The sequence below is a fragment of the Maritalea porphyrae genome (assembly GCF_030159895.1).
GTDB lineage: Bacteria > Pseudomonadota > Alphaproteobacteria > Rhizobiales > Devosiaceae > Maritalea > Maritalea porphyrae.
In genome coordinates, this window is record NZ_BSNI01000001.1 from 66,394 (window position 1) to 85,232 (window position 18,839).

15 protein-coding genes are annotated in these 18,839 nt (G+C 49.8%); 5 read left to right on the forward strand and 10 right to left on the reverse strand.

Translation table 11 applies throughout. From position 1 onward, the window contains the following. The first annotated feature begins 10 nt into the window (after positions 1-10). From sseA to QQL65_RS00385, 4 genes are all read left to right on the forward strand, one after another. A complete protein-coding gene (sseA, locus tag QQL65_RS00370; RefSeq protein ID WP_284360877.1) occupies positions 11-856 on the forward strand; it encodes a 3-mercaptopyruvate sulfurtransferase in 846 nt (281 codons plus the stop codon). Positions 857-911: 55 nt separating this feature from the next. Next, the gene (locus QQL65_RS00375; protein WP_284360879.1) at positions 912-2,009 is read left to right on the forward strand and encodes a PfkB family carbohydrate kinase; all 1,098 of its coding nucleotides are present in this window, start codon (positions 912-914) and stop codon (positions 2,007-2,009) included. A gap of 1 nt (position 2,010) precedes the next feature. Further along, entirely contained in the window at positions 2,011-2,919 is a 909-nt protein-coding gene (locus QQL65_RS00380; protein ID WP_284360881.1) for a pseudouridine-5'-phosphate glycosidase, read from the forward strand. Between the two features lie 69 nt (positions 2,920-2,988). Continuing rightward, positions 2,989-4,425 carry an ArnT family glycosyltransferase gene (locus QQL65_RS00385; RefSeq protein ID WP_284360883.1) on the forward strand — a complete coding sequence of 479 codons (1,437 nt, stop codon included), beginning with the start codon at positions 2,989-2,991 and terminating at the stop codon, positions 4,423-4,425. A gap of 5 nt (positions 4,426-4,430) precedes the next feature. Here the strand turns inward: QQL65_RS00385 and QQL65_RS00390 are convergent, their stop codons facing one another. The 10 genes from QQL65_RS00390 to QQL65_RS00435 all read right to left on the reverse strand — a co-directional run bounded on the left by QQL65_RS00390 (position 4,431) and on the right by QQL65_RS00435 (position 17,859). Beyond that, positions 4,431-5,354, reverse strand: a complete 924-nt coding sequence (locus QQL65_RS00390) for a carbohydrate kinase family protein (RefSeq protein WP_284360885.1) — start codon at positions 5,352-5,354, stop codon at positions 4,431-4,433. A 126-nt stretch (positions 5,355-5,480) separates the two neighbouring features. Further along, positions 5,481-6,008, reverse strand: coding sequence for a molybdopterin adenylyltransferase (gene mog / locus QQL65_RS00395; protein ID WP_284360886.1), 528 nt, complete (start codon positions 6,006-6,008; stop codon positions 5,481-5,483). A 5-nt stretch (positions 6,009-6,013) separates the two neighbouring features. Further along, entirely contained in the window at positions 6,014-7,024 is a 1,011-nt protein-coding gene (gene moaA / locus QQL65_RS00400) for a GTP 3',8-cyclase MoaA (RefSeq protein ID WP_284360888.1), read from the reverse strand. 4 nt (positions 7,025-7,028) lie between these two features. Then, on the reverse strand, positions 7,029-7,898 hold the full coding sequence (locus QQL65_RS00405) for a peptidylprolyl isomerase (protein ID WP_284360891.1): 870 nt from the start codon (positions 7,896-7,898) through the stop codon (positions 7,029-7,031). A gap of 70 nt (positions 7,899-7,968) precedes the next feature. Next, on the reverse strand, positions 7,969-8,664 hold the full coding sequence (gene narI, locus QQL65_RS00410; RefSeq protein ID WP_284360894.1) for a respiratory nitrate reductase subunit gamma: 696 nt from the start codon (positions 8,662-8,664) through the stop codon (positions 7,969-7,971). Positions 8,665-8,675: 11 nt separating this feature from the next. Continuing rightward, complete coding sequence (gene narJ, locus QQL65_RS00415) at positions 8,676-9,380, reverse strand: nitrate reductase molybdenum cofactor assembly chaperone (RefSeq protein ID WP_284360896.1); 705 nt, start codon at positions 9,378-9,380, stop codon at positions 8,676-8,678. 15 nt (positions 9,381-9,395) lie between these two features. Further along, a complete protein-coding gene (gene narH / locus QQL65_RS00420; RefSeq protein WP_284360899.1) occupies positions 9,396-10,925 on the reverse strand; it encodes a nitrate reductase subunit beta in 1,530 nt (509 codons plus the stop codon). After that, on the reverse strand, positions 10,925-14,662 hold the full coding sequence (locus tag QQL65_RS00425) for a nitrate reductase subunit alpha (protein WP_284360901.1): 3,738 nt from the start codon (positions 14,660-14,662) through the stop codon (positions 10,925-10,927). The genes narH and QQL65_RS00425 overlap by 1 nt, the downstream gene beginning before the upstream one ends. Before the next feature lie 71 nt (positions 14,663-14,733). Then, positions 14,734-16,350 (reverse strand): MFS transporter, encoded by a 1,617-nt coding sequence (locus QQL65_RS00430; RefSeq protein ID WP_284360903.1) that lies wholly within the window; start codon positions 16,348-16,350, stop codon positions 14,734-14,736. Positions 16,351-16,437: 87 nt separating this feature from the next. Then, a complete protein-coding gene (locus QQL65_RS00435) occupies positions 16,438-17,859 on the reverse strand; it encodes an MFS transporter (protein ID WP_284360904.1) in 1,422 nt (473 codons plus the stop codon). A gap of 261 nt (positions 17,860-18,120) precedes the next feature. Here QQL65_RS00435 and QQL65_RS00440 point away from each other — a divergent pair, with 261 nt between their 5' ends. Next, positions 18,121-18,816, forward strand: coding sequence for a cyclic nucleotide-binding domain-containing protein (locus QQL65_RS00440; RefSeq protein WP_284360905.1), 696 nt, complete (start codon positions 18,121-18,123; stop codon positions 18,814-18,816). The last annotated feature ends 23 nt before the right edge of the window (positions 18,817-18,839 follow it).

An 18,839-nucleotide genomic window follows, 5' to 3' on the forward strand; every position in this document is an offset into this window, starting at 1 on the left:
GTGCTGCATTATGTCAAATCGTCCCATTCTGATCACCGCAAGCCAATTGCACGCAGAAATTGACAACCCAGACCTGAGGGTAATTGACGGGTCTTGGCATTTGCCAAATGCCAACCGCGATGCTTATGCAGAATATGAAAGTGGGCACATTCAAGGCGCACAATTTTTCGACATTGATGCAATTGCCGACAAAGACTCGGGATTGCCGCACACGCTGCCTAGCGCATCCGATTTTGCCCAGGCAGTAAGCGCGATGGGCGTTTCCAACACCGACAAAATTGTAGTTTACGACACTGCAGGCATGTTCTCCGCTGCTCGTGTGTGGTGGATGTTTAAGATTTATGGCGCTCAAAACATTAGAGTTTTAGATGGTGGTCTACCCGCGTGGAAAGCCGCAGGCTATGGCGTAACGGACAAACGACGCCCACCCGAACCAAGCGCATTTTCAGCAGAAAAAGACCATTCACGGATCGTCGCCCTTGAGGAAATGCGTCAACGGGTTGATGCAGCGGATTTTCAAATACTTGATGCCAGAGGCGCCGGACGCTTTTCTGGGCAAGAAGCTGAGCCGCGCCCCGGTATGCGCGCGGGCCATATGCCGGGCGCAACAAATGTCCCCTATTCAAGCCTACTCAACGCCGATGGCACATTTAGACCAAATTCTGAGTTGGAAAAGCACTTCAGAAATGAACACGTCGACCCAACAAAACCAATTATCACCACGTGTGGTTCCGGCGTTACCGCATCAATTATTTTGCTCGCACTAGAATTGTTGGGGCACACAAATACACAACTCTACGATGGCTCGTGGGCAGAATGGGGAAGCTTGAGCGACACGCCCATCGAAAAGGATTGACCATTTGGGAAAATACTTATATTGCAATTGTCAGGCCAACTAGCAATTGCAATATATGTCCCTTACAAATTTAGAAGCGCGGCTTCTCGCTCAAATCAAAGCTCAACCCTTTGCAACGCAAAAAGAACTGGGCGAAGCCTTAGGCATTTCACGCGCTAGCGTTGCCAACTACATTGAACGTCTTCAGTCCAAGGGACTAATTCTGGGGCGCGCGTATGTTTTCGCGGAAACTCCTGCGGTTACATGTATTGGCGGCGCCGTGTTGGACCGCATTTTGCGGCTTCAAAGCGAAGGCATACCACACACATCTCAACCAGGGACCAGCAGTGAAACCCGTGGGGGCGTGGCGCGCAACGTTGCGGAAAACCTAGCCCAACTCGGCGAGAGCGTTAAGCTCATATCAGTTGTGGGGAATGACGACGCTGGTCGCGCTGTAATTGAAGCGACTTCATCCGTTGGGGTCGACACAACGCTTGTCGAGCGAAAAAACATCGGCGTAACGGGTACCTATACGGCCATTATGCAGCCCACAGGCGAACTATATCTTGGCATCGCAGATATGGGCATAATTGACCACCTTGACGCACAAGTCATTGATAGAGATTGGCAGCACATCGTTTCTTCCCGGCTGGTTTTTGCAGATACAAATTGTTCTGCGAGTTTATTGTCAGTATTGATCAAACGCTGCCACAACAACGATTTGCCACTTGCGCTCGATGCCGTATCAGTTCCCAAATTTCAGCGGCTGCCCAACAACCTCACTGGCGTCGAATACCTTTTTTGCAACATGGACGAAGCTCGATCAGTGCATGGAGATTTGTCTGCGGAGAGCTTGGCCAAACAGTTCCAGCTCCGCGGCGCTAAAAACGTCGTGATTACCGATGGCTCAAATCCGGTCACCTGCTTGTGCCCAGAAGGGATTGCAAAGATCGAAACGCCAAAAACCGAAATTGTCGATGTTTCTGGCGCAGGCGACGCTTTTGTGGCCGGGTTCCTTCACACGATTCTACAAGAGAAATCTGCTTTCGATGCGACTAGAGCCGGTGTGGTTGCGGCCGGGCTGACGGTGCAAAGCGAATTGCGCAACAGCCCTGATTTAACAGCACAGATAGTTGCGCAAAAAGCGCAAGACCTTGCATTCCAAAGGACATAAAATGAAATTCGACCTACAATTTGGCGAGCACGTGCTCAAAGCCAAAATGTCCGGCCAGCCTATTGTGGCGCTTGAAACTACGGTTGTAACCCATGGTATGGACTACCCGCACAATATTGACACTGCGCTCGCCATGGAGCAAGCGGTGCGTGACGCTGGCGCTTGTCCAGCGAGCCTAGGCATCATTCGCGGCGAACCAGTAATTGGGATGAGCGAAGAACAACTTCGCGAATTCGCAAAATCCCCGCGTGGCTCAATTGCCAAATGCTCACGCCGCGACTTCCCAGCCCTAATCGGTATGGGCAAAAGTGGCTCATTGACCGTTGCGGGCACGATGATACTGGCAGCCGCTGCTTCAATCGACGTATTTGCGACCGGCGGTATTGGCGGTGTGCATCGCGGCCATCCGTTCGATGTGTCCGCTGACCTACTTGAATTGGGCAAAACGCCGGTTACTGTTGTTTGCGCAGGTGCAAAGTCAATCCTGGACCTACCGTTAACAATGGAAGTGCTGGAAACACAAGGTGTACCAGTAATCGGATATGGCTGCGAAAATCTCCCAGCCTTCTACACGCGCGAAAGCGAAATCGCATTGCCACACAGCGTAGCCAACATTGAAGAAGCAGCCAACGTATTGAACACATGGCGCAAATTGCTTAGCGACAACGGTATGTTGTTCACTGTCCCTGTGCCAGAAGAAGCAGCGCTTACCAATGAAGAGATGGAACAAGTCATCAACAAGGCAATTGCAGCAGCTGACGCTGATGGCATTCACGGCGCTGCGGTTACCCCATATGTTTTGGGAAAAGTAGTTGAACTAACCGATGGGCGTTCACTAAAAGCAAACATTGCGCTATTGATCAACAACGCCAAAACCGCCGGCGAAATCGCGGTGCAAGCTTCGCAATAAGGTCGGATCAACATGAAGACATCAAGGCAATTGAATGAGAACTCAAATGCCTTGATACCTCAATCACCCATGGCTCGTATCCTCTTGGGCATGATCGCAGTTTTGGTGATCATCCGAGTTGCGTTTATTCTTTCTGGCACAATATTGCCGGACGAAGCCTATTATTGGATGTGGTCGCAGCACCCAGCCATATCGTACTACGATCACCCACCGTTCAATGCCTGGACACTATGGCTATCTTCCAAGCTGTTCGGTTGGAATATCTTTGCACTTCGTATTGTGCCCATCATCACATTTGTTGCCGATTTGTGGGCACTGTGGTTGATTTCAAACCTCATCAGCAATGACCCAAAATCACATTTCATTGTGACCGCACTGCTGTTCCTAGCGACGCCCATATTTCTCACCATGAGCATGTTGGCGCTACCGGATCACCTGCTTATCCTTTGCTTGTTGTTCAGCCTCTATTTCTTCCTCAAGTTCTTTTCCGCCCGATTGGATGAGGAGGAAGCCGACTGGCATGCACTTTACCTCGCCTGCATCATGCTCGGTTTAGGCACCCTAGCGAAGTATAATGCTGTTTTGCTGGGCGCGGGTGTTTTCCTCTATGCAATAGCCAACCTGCGCACCCGCCAGATTTTTGCGCACTGGCAAGCCTATGCAGCGTTTGGTCTATTCTTGCTTGTCGTCTCGCCCGAGATTTATTGGAACATAGCAACCAAAGCATCATCAGTGACCTTTGTGCTACAAGATCGCCATGCCGGATTGCCGACCGACAACAACCTTGAAGGCTTGAAAGGGTTTTTAGGCGGCATGGTTGCGTTTCTGTCGCCATTCCTTATTTGGCCGCTCCTCAAAACCCTGCTGATTAAACCATCCGGCCAGTCACAAAACTTGGTGTGGCTGGGCCGCGCCGCTTTCTTCGTGTCTACATTGGTGTTCTTAGGCCTATCGCTGACCACCGACATATTGTTCCACTGGAATTTGGCGGCCTATATCGCGATTATCCCATTCATAGGACTTCATATGCGCGCTGGCTGGCTCGCAATTGCACACGTCTTCTATGGGACGCTGGTTGCAGCCCTAATCGCCTATAACTTTGCCGTATTGCCCCTACGCACCTACTTCAGTTCAGCCGACTATTTTTCAGCCCGAGCCTATGGATGGGAAGAAACGGCGGACGTGGCTAAAATGCTGGCAGATAAGCACAGTGTTGGATTTGTTGCTGGTACGCACTACACAAGTTCATCGCCCTTGGGATTTTGGATGAACGACCCGAGCGTCACTGATCTTGGCCCATCTCGATCCCAGTACCGCTTCTGGTTTCAGCCAGAGGCCTATTTGGGTCAAGATGCCCTCATTCTGACCACATCGTTTGAAGGGATAAGCAGCGGCCTAAAAGCCAGGTTTGACGAGATTACATTGTTGCAAACCGTTGAAATTCGATCCGCTGGCAAAATCGTTGAAAAGCGCCAATTCTATTTAGCAAGTGATTTCAAGGGCTGACACGCTTATGCCAATTCCTTTTGCCAAGGCGGATTAGCGCCTGCGCGTGAAACTGTGATGGCAGCCACATCAGCGGCCAAACGCAGCGCTAGTTGAAGATCATCATTTGAAATCTGCGCCAGCGCCTGTTTATTCAACAAGCCTTGTCGATTTAGACCAGCCAAGAAACCGCCATTAAAACTGTCACCGGCTCCAACCGTGTCAACAACAGTTGCCTTAGCAGCGGGCACAAAACTCTTGCCGCTGCGCGTAATCGCTTCGACACCTTCTGCCCCTTTTGTCATCAAAACAACTGAGGCGCCACTTCCGATCATTTTTGCCGCTGCATCCTCGAAGCCAGCGCCGGGCATAAGCCAAGCCAAATCCTCATCCGACACTTTAATGATATCCGCCAATCCCAGCATGCGCTCCATGCGCTTGCGATAGGTTGCTTCATCCTGAATAAAAGTTGGGCGAATATTTGGATCAAACGATATGACGCGGCTTGGCGCCTCGCGTGTCATCAGCGCTTCATACGTTGAGCCACATGGATCTGGAATAAGGCTGATCGCGCCAAAATGTAGCGCGGACACGTCATCTTCAAAGGTCGGCAAATCATCAGATGTGATCATGCGACCAGCGCTGTTTTCGTCATAAAACGCATATTCGGCATGGCCATCTGTCAGCTTCACAAAGGCAAGCGTGGTCGGCAAGTCTTGGCGTTTGCAAAACCGCGCATCCACATTAGACGCCTTCAGGCTCGCTTCAATCTGCTGGCCGAAAAGATCAGTCGACAATCCGGTGAAAAATCCGGCGCTCTCGCCAAGACGACCCAACGTAATCGCCGTGTTAAAAACGGCGCCACCAGAGACTGGCAGATAACCCATGCCTTCACCCACGATATCGCGCGGCAACATATCAATCAGCGCTTCACCACAACAAACAATCATTTGCCACTCCTCCGTACAGCCGTCAGCGCCATCTAGTCCATATTAGACTAAAGTCGCAAGTACACGGATTGGATATTTGTAAGTTTTTCTGAGGAAATGATCGCAAGATACGGTTGCGAGCAATCGCTATTTCTTTGGGCGGAAGCTGTCGATTTTGCCCTTTTCGGTCTCAATTCGGCCTGCGCCAATCAAATCAAGGCAATAAGGCACAGCTGGAAACACAGCAGATAGACAAACGTCAATGGCGGCGGGTTTGCCCGGAACATTGATGATCAGTGTCTTACCTCGAATGCCAGCAGTCTGGCGCGACAGGATGGCAGTGGGAACCTGCTCAAGACTAACCTTGCGCATCAACTCACCAAAACCAAGCAGTTCTTTTTCCATAACCAGCGCCATTGCTTCTGGTGTCAGGTCGCGCGGCGACGGGCCCGTTCCGCCCGTAGTGAGCACGAGATCGACTTGCACATTGTCACACAAGTCTTTCAGGCAAGCTTCAACTGAGGCAATGCCATCTTCTATCACCCGCTTTTCAGGCGTCCAGTCCGAAGAAATGGCTTCATTCAGCCAGTCTTCAATCGCCGGACCACTTTTGTCTTCATACTCGCCCCGGCTTGCGCGGTCCGAAATGGTAACAATCCCAATTTTTACGGTCATAAACCCTATCCACCCAAAAACGACATATGCCGCTTGATACCAGATGTGCCTGTTTCATCAATGGAGAAGTTGTGGCATTCGGGTTTGGCAAATACTGTTTCGCGAATAAGTCCCTCGACCGCGGCATTGCTTTCAGATGAACGCAGCGCGTCGCGCAAATCCACCGAGCCTTCCGACCCCATGCAAGTGTACAGCGTGCCCGTGCAAGAAACCCGCACGCGATTACAGGTAGAGCAGAAATTATGTGACATCGGCGTGATAAAGCCCAAACGACCGCCAGTTTCACCTACGCGCACGTAGCGCGATGGTCCACCGGTCGTATCTTTGATATCAGCCATTGTCCACCGCTTGGACAACTCGTTTCTGAAATTGGAAAGTGAAACATATTGATCGTTTCGATCAAATCCGACATCGCCAAGTGGCATTGTCTCGATCAAGGTCAAATCCATACCACGACCATGGGCAAACTTGATCAGATCGTCAATTTCCTCTTCGATCTTGCCTTTCACAGCGACGGTGTTGATCTTGATGTGCAAGCCTGCTTCTTGCGCTTTTTCAATGCTATCAAGCACACGTTCCAATCGACCCCACCGGGTAATCGCCGCGTACTTTTCGGGACACAATGTATCAAGGGACACGTTGGCGCGTTTTACGCCACAATCAACAAGCTGTTTGGCGTATTTGCCGAGCAATGTGCCGTTTGTGGTCAGAGTGAGTTCATCGAGTGCACCATTGGCGAGATGCCGTGACAGGCCTTGAAACAAGCTCATCACATTTCTACGCACCAATGGCTCACCGCCCGTCAGGCGCACCTTGCGTACGCCATTGTCCACAAATGCGGTTACCAGACGCTCCAATTCTTCAAGCGACAAAACCTCTTTGCGCGGCAGAAACGTCATATGTTCAGACATGCAATAGGTACAGCGCAAATCGCATCGATCCGTGATCGACAAACGCAGGTAGGTCGCTTGCCGCCCAAATTGATCTTTCAATTCTGGTCTGAACTGGTCTTGCATAAAGCTATTGCACCAATGGGCTGTCGGCACCGTCAATTTGGATGCCTTTGATCTCAGCAGCACCAGCCAAAATGCCGATATACTGCGCTACCGCACGGCTCCAGCTTGAAGCCTCAAGATAGGCCGCGATTTTTGCTTTCACATGATCAAACGGCAATTGCTGCCCTTCAATAATCCGATCAAGATAAATCACGTGATAGCCAAAAGGTGTTGGCACTGGCGAAGGGCTGATTTGCCCTTCTTCGAGTTCAAACAAAACTGTTTCGAATTCTGGAACTGTTTGACCTTTGGTCAACTGGCCAAGATTACCGCCTTCTTTCGCGGATGGGCACTGTGAAAACTCACGCGCAAATTCACCAAAGCGCGATGGGTCCGCTTTGAGCGATTCAATGATTTGGTTGGCTTTGACTTGGCCCTTGCGACGGGCAACAGGATCTTCCAGAGCCCCCGCCAACAAAATGTGCCGCGCCTCATAAATCGTTTCTGATGAAAACTTCTCAATGTGCTGATCATAATAGCGCTGACATTCTTCTTCGCCTGCACGAGGCACATCAACTTCCTGATCCAAAAGTTGACGCAATTTTGCATCTTCTTCCGTTTCGCGACGACCTTGGTCATCCGCCATCTGCTCAGCTTCAATGCCAAGCTCATTCGCCTTTTGCAAAAGCAGCTCGCGAACCACCAGCGCACGCGCCGCGCTCAAATAAGCGTCCTTAGGTTTTTCCGCCTCGTGATTTTGCACTTCTTGCTGAATGGCTTCCAAGGTGATTTCAACGCCATTCACATAGATTTCTGGTGACTTAGGCTTCGGATCAACCTTTACGGCGTCGCCGTTTGCCATTTTTGGCATGGTTTTGTCGATGAGTGTAGCCATTTTGGGTCCCTATCAAATTCTTTTTGGTGGAGTTGGGCGGGGCAAGAATTGCCCCACCCAAAATGCGGTGTTATGCGCGTTTTTTCTTTGTGCGCACAACTTGATAGCCTGGACGCCACATGTAGCGAACTGGCACTGAAAGCATGTGCACAAGGCGTGTGAATGGGAACAACAAAAGAATTGTGATGCCCAACGCCATATGCGCCTTAAAGATTGGGTCCGCGTTGATGATGTAGCTAGAAGCCTCGAAGTTGAAGGTAAAGATGCCTTGACAATAGTTCATGAAATTCACCATTTCGTGGCCATCAAGGTGCTTCAATGATACCGGAATTGTTGCCAATCCAAGCGCCAACTGCACCCACAAGATCAAGATGATCATATTGTCAGCAAAGCTTGATGCCGCACGAACACGAGCATCAAAGAACCGTCGATGGATAAGCAATGTTGCACCAATGATGCCGGCCACACCAGCAATACCACCAGCAACAATCGCCAGCATTTGCTTGAATGAATGGCTTATGCCGAGCGCATCAAACACCCAAATTGGAGTCAACAAACCCACGAGGTGACCGAAAAAGATGACGATAACACCCAAATGGAACAGTACTGAGCCAATCACCAATTGTTTGCGTCGAAGCAATTGGCTAGAGCCCGCTTTCCAAGTGTATGGGTCCTTGTCGTAACGCAGAACCGTGCCGACAACTAGGGTCGCCAGTGCGATATAGGGGTAGACCCCAAACACTGCAAAATTGAGAAATTCCTTCATCCCTCTTCTCCCTATTGAATGGTTGGTTGCGGTGCAGGACGTCGTGCCGCACGCATTTGACGACCTAGGCGATCAGGCCCGCAGTCTTCTTCGCCTTGGCCGCCACCAAATGTGATGGCTTCCTCTTCCCAAACAGCGTCAAGCGCTTCCAAGTCGTTCGGATCATCATCCGGCACGCTCAAAATCTCTTCAACAACCGCAGGGTCGGCTTGGGTTGAAATAATCGCTTCTAGAGCTTGGAACGCATTTGCATAAATGCTCTTCTTTTTCTCCAGACGCTGACGAAGCGCTGAAAGAATATGAACAGTTTGCCCAAGCAACTCTTCGCGTTCATTTTCGATCTGGATGCTCGCAAACTCCAAGAACATCGGTAGGAAGTCTGGCAAATCGCTGACAGACAATTCAAATCCTTGCTCTTCATACATTTGCTTGAGATCGACCATTGCCTGGCCACGGTCACGGCTTTCGCCATGCACATGTTCAAACAAGTGCAAAGACAAAGTGCGTGTCCGATCAAACAGTTCCACATAACGCTCTTGAGCTTCATAAACATCTCGCGAAGTGATGTCGTCAATCAGCTCATTGAGGAGAGCCTTTTCAGGCTCCCCGGTTAGACCGTCATCAAGCACAGCGGCTTTCAACTCCAACGCAGCGTCTTTCAAGTCCTTTGACGGATAAGAAAGCAGCGTTGATATTATTTTCAATGCATTAGCCATTCTTCATTTCTCCGATCAAAATACGTCAGTTGGTGTTGTCACTGTTTTGGTCTTTTTCGCCCCAAACAGATCCGCTTCAGAATTGCCGCCTGAACAACCATTGCCGAAGCTAAAGCCACAAGAACCGCGAAGGTCATATGCGTCTTCCGCTTCTTCACGGTGTGAAGTTGGAATAACGAAACGATCTTCATAGTTTGCGATCGCCATGATCTTGTACATGTCTTCGATCAATTCAGGTGTTAGCCCAACATCGGTCGCAAACTTGTCATCGATCACACCTTCAATGGTCTTGGTGCGCATATAGCCACGCATCGCCAACATCCGCTTAAGCGCCACGACGATTGGTTCGTCCTTGCCGCCTGTCAAAAGGTTGGCGAGGTAGCGAACTGGAATACGCATGCTATCCACATCTGGCATGTTGTTCTTATCAACACCAATTTTGCCAGCCGCCGCTGCATTTTGCAGTGGAGATAGTGGTGGAATGTACCAAACCATTGGAAGGGTCCGGTATTCTGGGTGAAGTGGGAATGCCACTTTCCAGTCCATAGCCATTTTGTAAACCGGTGACTTCTGCGCGCTTTCCAACCAATCCTCTGGAATGCCTTGCGCACGCGCTTCAGCAATCACTTTTGGATCATTTGGATCAAGGAACACTTTGAGTTGTTTCTCGTACAAGTCCTTGGTGTCTGGTGTAGACGCAATCTCTTCGATCTTGTCTGCATCATAAAGCATCACGCCCAGATAACGGATCCGGCCAACGCATGTTTCAGAACAAACAGTTGGAAGACCAGCTTCAATACGAGGATAGCAGAATGTGCATTTCTCTGATTTACCAGAAGACCAGTTGTAATAGATCTTCTTGTATGGGCAACCAGACACGCACATGCGCCAACCACGACATTTCTCTTGGTCGATCAACACGATGCCATCATCTTCACGCTTGTAGATTGCGCCAGATGGGCAAGCTGCAACACATGTTGGGTTCAAGCAGTGCTCACACAAACGTGGCAGATACATCATGAAGGTGTTTTCAAACTCACCGTAAATTTCTTTTTCGATGCCTTCAAAGTTGTAGTCTTTGCCGCGTTTGGAGAACTCGCCACCAAGAATTTCTTCCCAGTTTGGACCCCAATTGATCTTTTCCATCCGCTCACCAGAAATCAAAGAACGTGGACGCGCTGTTGGAAACGCCTCTACTTCTTTTGCGGTTTGCAAATGGCCATAATCGAAATCGAACGGCTCATAATAGTCGTCAATTTCAGGCAGATCAGGGTTGGCAAAAAGCTTCGCCAACACCCGCCATTTAGCACCCATTTTCGGGGTGATTTTGCCGTTCGAATTGCGTGTCCAACCACCGTTCCAGCGATTTTGGTTTTCCCAGTCTTTTGGGTAGCCAACGCCAGGCTTGGTTTCCACGTTGTTGAACCAGGCATATTCAACGCCTTCACGGTTCGTCCAAACGTTCTTACAGGTGACAGAACATGTGTGGCACCCGATACATTTATCCAGGTTCAGCACCATGCCTACTTGTGCACGAATACGCATTATTTTGCCTCCTGCTTGCCTTTGTATGGCCCTTCGAGCCACTCGACCTTGTCCATCTTGCGCACAACCACAAACTCATCGCGGTTAGAGCCGACAGTGCCGTAATAGTTGAAGCCATATGACTGCTGCACATAGCCACCGATCATGTGGGTTGGTTTGGTCACTGCGCGAGTTACCGAGTTATGGATACCGCCCCGAAGACCAGTTGTTTCCGCACCCGGTGTGTTCACAATTTTTTCCTGTGCGTGATACATGAAGACAGTGCCTTCTTTCATCCGCTGGGAAACCACAACACGTGCAGTTAGCGCACCGTTGACGTTGTAAACTTCAACCCAATCATTGTCCTCAAGGTCAGCTTTCTTTGCATCAACCTCAGAAACCCAAACAACAGGACCACCACGGTTCAATGTGAGCATCATCAAGTTGTCAGAATAGGTTGAGTGAATACCCCATTTCTGGTGAGGTGTAATGAAGTTCAGCACCACTTGCTTGTTGCCGTTTGATCGTTTGTCCAATTCAGGACGAATGGTCTTGAGGTCAACAGGTGGACGGTAGAGGCAGAAGCCTTCACCAAATGCCCGCATCCACAAGTGATCTTGATAGAGTTGCTGACGGCCAGTGATTGTCCGCCAAGGGATCAACTCATGGACGTTAGTGTAACCAGCGTTGTAGCAAACATGCTCGCTCTCAAGGCCAGACCAAGTTGGAGAAGAAATGATCTTTCTTGGTTGCGCAACAACGTCACGGAACCGGATCTTTTCTTCCTCTTTTGGCAATGCCAAGTGCCGGTGATCTATGCCGGTGATCTGCCCTAGAGCATCCCAAGCTTTCACCGCAACTTCACCGTTGGTTTCAGGTGCAAGGCTCAAGATGACTTCACAAGCATCAATGGCGCTGTCGATTTTCGCCAAGCCTTTTGAAACGCCTTCTTCCAAAACGACGCCGTTTAGCTGCTGCAACAAATGCACTTCATGCTTGGTATCCCAAGCAATGCCTTTGCCGCCATTGCCAACTTTGTCCATTAGAGGACCAAGCGAAGTGAACTTTTTGTACAAGTTCGGATAGTCCCGCTCGACCGCAATAATGTTCGGCATTGTTTTGTTTGGGATGGCTTCGATTTCGCCTTTCTTCCATTCCTTCACATCTAACGCCTGACCCATTTCGGCAGGTGTATCGTGGAGGATTGGAAGCGTAACGATATCTGTCTCAACACCCAAAACTTCTGGTGCGATTTCAGAGAACTTCTTGGCCAACCCTTTAAAGATCGCCCAGTCAGATTTCGCTTCCCAAGCAGGGTCCGCCGCTGTTGAAAGCGGGTGGATGAATGGGTGCATATCTGATGTGTTCAAATCGTCTTTTTCGTACCAAGTCGCTGTTGGCAATACGATGTCAGAGTAAACACAGGTTGTGCTCATCCGGAAATCTAGAGTGACCAGAAGATCAAGCTTACCTTCAGGCGCTTTCTCATGCCATTTCGCTTCGGTTGAACGTGCTTTTCCTTCTTCGCCCAAATCCTTGCCCATCACACCATGCGATGTGCCAAGAAGGTGCTTGAGGAAGTATTCGTGGCCTTTACCAGATGAACCAAGCAAGTTTGAACGCCAAACGAAAAGGTTACGCGGCCAGTTCGCTGGATCGTCAGGATCCTCACAAGACATTTCCATCTCGCCAGACTTAAGCTGCTGAACAACATAGTCTTTCGGATCCATTCCTGCTTCTTTAGCTTCAGCAGCGATGGTCAATGGGTTCGTCTTCAATTGAGGCGCTGATGGCAACCAACCCATCCGTTCAGCACGGATGTTATAGTCGATCATTGTGCCGTCCCATGGGCCATCAGGCGCAGTAGGTGACAAAATCTCATCAACAGTAACAGTTTCATAGCGCCACTGGTCAGTGTGCGCATACCATGCGCTGGTAGAGTTCATGTGACGTGGTGGACGTGCCCAATCCAAACCAAATGCTAGAGGCTGCCAACCAGTTTGTGGACGCAGTTTTTCTTGACCCACATAGTGGCTCCAACCACCACCAGACTGACCGATACAACCGCACATCACCAACAAGTTGATGATACCGCGATAGTTCATGTCCATGTGGTACCAGTGGTTCAAACCAGCGCCAAGAATGACCATTGAGCGGCCATTTGTTTTCTCAGCATTGTCAGCGAACTCGCGAGCAGTTGTGATGATGTGCTCTTTCGGCACGCCAGTAATTTGCTCAGCCCATGCTGGTGTGTATGGCACATTGTCATCATAGCTGGTGGCAACGTTTTCGCCGCCCAAACCGCGGTCAAGACCGTAGTTTGCAACGAACAAATCAAATACAGTTGCAACAAGCGCTTCGCCGTCAGCAAGTTTGACTTTCTTCGCAGGAACAGAGCGCACCAAAACGCTGGCGTGGTCCGTACCCTTAAAGTGGTCATGTTCTTTGTTGCCGAAATATGGGAATGCCACATCTGCGACTTGATCATGCTCACCATCAAGCACAAAGCTCATGTCCAGCTCGGTTTCATTGCCCTTGCTGTCTTTGGCTTCTAGGTTCCACTGCTTGCTGTCATCCCAACGGAAACCAGCTGAACCTTGTGGCACAACGATTTTCTTGGTTTTGCCGTCAATCGCAACAGTTTTCCATTCAGCGTTGTCTTTTTCGCCAAGATTGTCCGCAAAATCAGATGCACGCACCAAACGTTCTGGGATCAGGTTGCCGTCTTTTTCGACCAAGCGAACAAGGTTCGGCATATCTGTGTAACGACGACAATAGTCTTCGAAATACTCAGCTTGGCGATCCAAGTGGAATTCACGCAAAATAACGTGGCCCATCGCCATCGCTAGCGCCGCGTCTGTACCCTGTTTTGGGTGCAACCAAAGATCAGCAAACTTAGATGCTTCTGAATAGTCAGGAGACACAACAACAGACTTCGTACCCTTGTAGCGTGCTTCTGTGTAGAAGTGCGCATCAGGTGTACGTGTTTGCGGCACGTTGGAACCCCAAAGCATCAAGAAGCCAGCATTGTACCAATCCGCGCTTTCAGGCACGTCGGTTTGCTCGCCCCAAGTCATTGGAGATGCAGGTGGCAGATCGCAATACCAATCGTAGAACGACATGCATGTGCCGCCCATCAATGAAAGATAGCGAGAACCAGCCGCGTAAGACACCATGGACATCGCGGGAATTGGCGAGAATCCGAAGATCCGGTCTGGACCGTATGTTTTTGCTGTATAGGCGTTTGCCGCAGCAATAATCTCGTTTACTTCTTCCCAATCTGCACGCACAAAGCCGCCATGGCCGCGCACTTGTTGGTAAGACTTTCTGGCCTCTTCATTTTGCTGGATGTATTCCCAGGCTGCAACTGGCTCACGCATTACGCGTGCGTCGCGCCAGAGTTTTACCAAGCGTGAGCGGATCAAAGGATGCTTCACGCGGTTGGCTGAATACATGTACCAGGAATAGCTTGCGCCACGCGCACAACCACGAGGTTCGTGGTTTGGAAGGTCAGGACGAGTACGTGGGTAATCCGTTTGCTGGGTTTCCCAAGTGACAATGCCACCCTTCACATAGATTTTCCAAGAACATGAACCTGTACAGTTCACACCGTGGGTCGATCTGACGATCTTGTCGTGCTGCCAACGCTTGCGATAAGCGTCCTCCCAGCTCCGACTTTCATTTGTCGTCACACCATGGCCATTAGAGAATTTCTCTTTTGGTGCCAAAAAGTTGAGACGATCTAGTAAGTTACTCATTTCAATTCCCCCTTATGTAAGGATCGCGCGGGGTGCCCTGCCGACACCCCAACGCTCTGTTCACTCAACTCTTATGGATTTTGCACATATGCGTTCGGGCGGAGGTAGAACCACCAGTTGATCGCAATGCACACCGCATAAAATACTGCGAAGCCGTACAAGGCATATTCAGGATGACCTGCAGCCAGTTGTTCGCCGAACACTTTCGGAATAATGAAAGCGCCATAGGCAGCAACCGCAGCCGTCCAACCCAAGGCTGGTCCAGTTTGTTCTTTGTCGAACACCATCGCAATTGTACGGAATGTAGAACCGTTACCAATGCCGGTTGCGGCGAACAAAATTAGGAACAAACCAAGGAATGGCCAGAAGTAGATTTCTGGAGTTGCTGATGAGTAGGCTTGTTGGATGAAGTAAGCTACACCCAAGGCACTCGCGACCATCACAACTGAGATGATCTGCGTAACCTTTGCGCCACCCATCTTATCAGCCCATATGCCGCCGATTGGACGGATCAAAGCACCAATAAATGCGCCCATCCAAGCAAACATTAAAGCAGATGGACCATTTGGGTTTGCCATATCGTGGGTCATCACACCGTCGACTTCAACGTGGCTGAAGCCAAACACAACTTTGATGGTCAATGGCAAAGCAGCTGAGAAGCCAATGAACGAACCAAATGTCATTGTGTAAATGATGGTCATCGCCCATGTGTGCTTGTTACCAAAGATTTTGTACTGGCGGTTCAAGTTTTGGCCAACGGCGCCTGGGATCATTTTCAATCCCAAAACAGTCAACACGATAACGATTGGCAGCACGATCCATTTTGATAGGGTCAGACCTGATGTCGGCATCCCACCTTCAACACCTGGCAACAGCAACCAGATACCAAACGCAGATGTCGCCAAACCAATCGCAAGCATGCCAAGGATAATACCTGCTGAACCAAAGAAGTTCGGGATTTTTGGAGAAACATGCTCATCACGAATATTATTCATGAAGAACCAACCAAGGAACGCCAAAGGCACCAAGAAGACCAGCCAGATGAAGCCAGCATTCTGGATGTAAGTTTCAGTGCCCGCTGGGATCTTGCCAATCAAAGTACCTGAAGTGTTCACCAATGTGCGGCTTGCACCACCGAACAGGCCCATTGTCATCGCCAATGGGATCAAGATTTGCATGGTAGTCACACCAAAGTTGCCCAAACCGGCGTTCATGCCCAGTGCATAACCTTGGATTTTCTTCGGATAGAAGAAAGAGATGTTTGACATTGAAGACGAGAAGTTACCGCCACCGATACCAGACAGAAACGCAAGCATCTGGAAGTACCAAAGCGGCGTACCAGGGTCTTGCAACGCCAAACCAGCGCCGATCGCTGGGATCATCAGCAAGGCCGTTGTGAACACGATGGTGTTCTTACCGCCTGCGATGCGGATAAAGAAGGTAGAAGGGATGCGAAGCGTAGCGCCGGTTAGACCAGCAATAGCGCCCAATGTGAATAGTTCTGACGATGCAAACCCGAAATCAAGGTTCACCATTTGAACAGTAATAATGCCCCAGTAAAGCCAAACAGCAAAACCGCAAAGCAACGATGGGATTGAAATCCACAAATTGCGTGTTGCGATCGCTTTACCAGTGGAGTTCCACTGCGCTTCGTCGTCCGGGTTCCAATCGCGAAGGTCCTTACCCACGATATTTCTCCTTTAGTTGAGAAACACCCCCCCAAAGAGTGTTTCGTTGCAGGTCGGCATGAGCGCCGACCCGCACTTTTCAAAAAACTAGCGTGATTGCTCTGCGACCATTTCTGCCGCACGTTTTTTCGCTAATGCTTCAATCGCTTCTTCTAGTTCAGCGTTCGCTTTCTCAGCCTTTGCGCGAATTGTTTCGATGTTCGCAGCCGCAAAGTTCGCGCGTTCTTCATCTTCTTGACGTGTTGAGAAGCGTACAAAGAATGCGAGGAATGATGCGATTGTCACCACAACGCCCATAATGAAGAATGCTTGTGACCAGTCGATTGACCCTTTGAACAAGAAGCCAGCCAGCACTGCACCAGCGTTACCACCAGCACCCACAACACCCGCAACGGCACCAAGTGCCTTTTTGTTGATGAAAGGAACAACAGAGTAAGTCGCGCCTTCTGCCATCTGTGTGAACAATGAGAAGATGATCAGTGTTGGCAGTGCCAAGAACAAGACATGCATCTGTGAGAAGAGCATCAAAGCAAGGCCCTCACAGAACAAGCAGATGAACAACCAAAACGCGCGACCCTTAAGACCCCAGAGTGCGCCATAGTTGTCGCCAAAAATGCCACCCAATGTGCGGGCAAATATGTTCATCAATCCAAATGACGCGGCAACAAGGCCAGCAGTCACAAGGTTGAGTTCAAAATAGTCAGCGAAGTAAAGTGCTGCGACGTTGTTCACAGTCAATTCAATGCCGAAACATGCGCCGTAGATCACGAACAACACCCAAACGCGTGAATCTTTCAGCGCTTCGAAATAGTTGCCGGTGACTTGCTTCTTCTGCATCATCTTACCTTGCGCGCGAAGCTCAGCGAAGTTGCCGTCCGGCGCATCTTTGGTCCAGAAGAAGTAGGCAATACCTGTCAAGAAGATGGCGACACCAACAACAATCATTGACAAGCGCCACCCAACAGACTCTGAGAAACCCAAGCCAACAACAAAGATTGAGAAGATCAGTGGCATAGCAAACTGTGTGACACCGCCGCCAAGGTTACCCCAACCGGCAGATGTCGCATTCGCTTGACCAACTACGTTCGGCGCAAACATCACAGTTGTATGGTATTGCGTGATAACGAAGGCGGCACCAATAGCGCCAATCATCAAGCGGAAGATCAGGAACGAAGTAAAGTCTTGCGCCAAACCAATGCCCATCACTGGGAAGGCACCAAGCATCAACAACCCTGTATAGGTAAGCCGCGGACCGATCCGGTCACACAACCAACCGATCAACAGTCGGGCGAAGATAGTCACCGAAACAGATGCGATGATGATCCAACCGATTTGATCTTTGGTTAGACCTAACTCTTCACGGACAACCACCATCAGTGGCGCGATGCCAAACCAAGCAAAGAAACACAAAAAGAACGCGAACCACGCCATGTGGAATGTTCTAATTTGCACCATGGTAATCTTGAAGAAATTACCCCAAAGGCTTGTTGCCTTATTCTGTAGCTCCATGGGAAGCCCCCTTATGCGTACCTACATAGCTCTCAATGAACTGCCCAAAAGACGGTTCGTTGGAGCCAAGAAGAAACAAAAGGGGGAGCACTAGCTTGATCCAGATCAAAACATCAGCAATTGTGGACAAAACAAGCGCAAAGAATCCATTGTTTGTGCGCGCAAGAAACAATTGTTATGTTGCGTTTTCTGGGTTGCAAGGCCCGCACAAAAATGATCAAACGATGTCTTGATAAATGTCAATTATGAGAGAAATCATAAATGCGGCCTGATGATCTGCCCCAGATTCGCGAGCTAAACATCTTTGAGGGCATCTCCGACGAAAATTTCGATGAACTGATGCGCGCTTCTTTTCTTCAAACTTTTCCAGCACAGATGGAATTGATTGAAGAAGGCGAACCAGCGGACTTCTTACATATCGTTGTTGAAGGTTGTGTTGAGCTTTTCGCCTCTACAAATGGCCGTGAGAGCACCATGGCAATGGTGTATCCCGTAAGCTCATTCATTCTTGCTGCGATTTTGCGGGACGCGGTCTATTTGATGTCCGCACGCACAAACAAGAAATCACGGGTTCTCATGATCCCCGCTGTCAGCGTGCGCGAAGTGTTCGACAAAGACCCCGCCTTCTCAAAAGCGATGGTTATGGAATTGGCCAATTGCTATCGCGGCGTCATCAAAGAGCACAAGAACCTCAAACTGCGCACTTCGGTTGAGCGACTTGCAAACCGACTATTGCGGTATCGCCAAAAACAACAATCCGATCAAGTTACGCTCCCATACGACAAGAAGATCTTGGCGTCGAACTTGGGCATGACACCTGAGAACTTGTCTCGTGCTTTCAACACGCTCAAACCCTATGGGGTAAAAGTTGAAGGCAACAAGATCACGTTGACCGACATTGAAGCCCTCGCCACGTTCGCAAAACCAAGCAAGCTGATTGACGATCTGGCAATTTGAGCACAGACTGCTGGCCCTTCCCT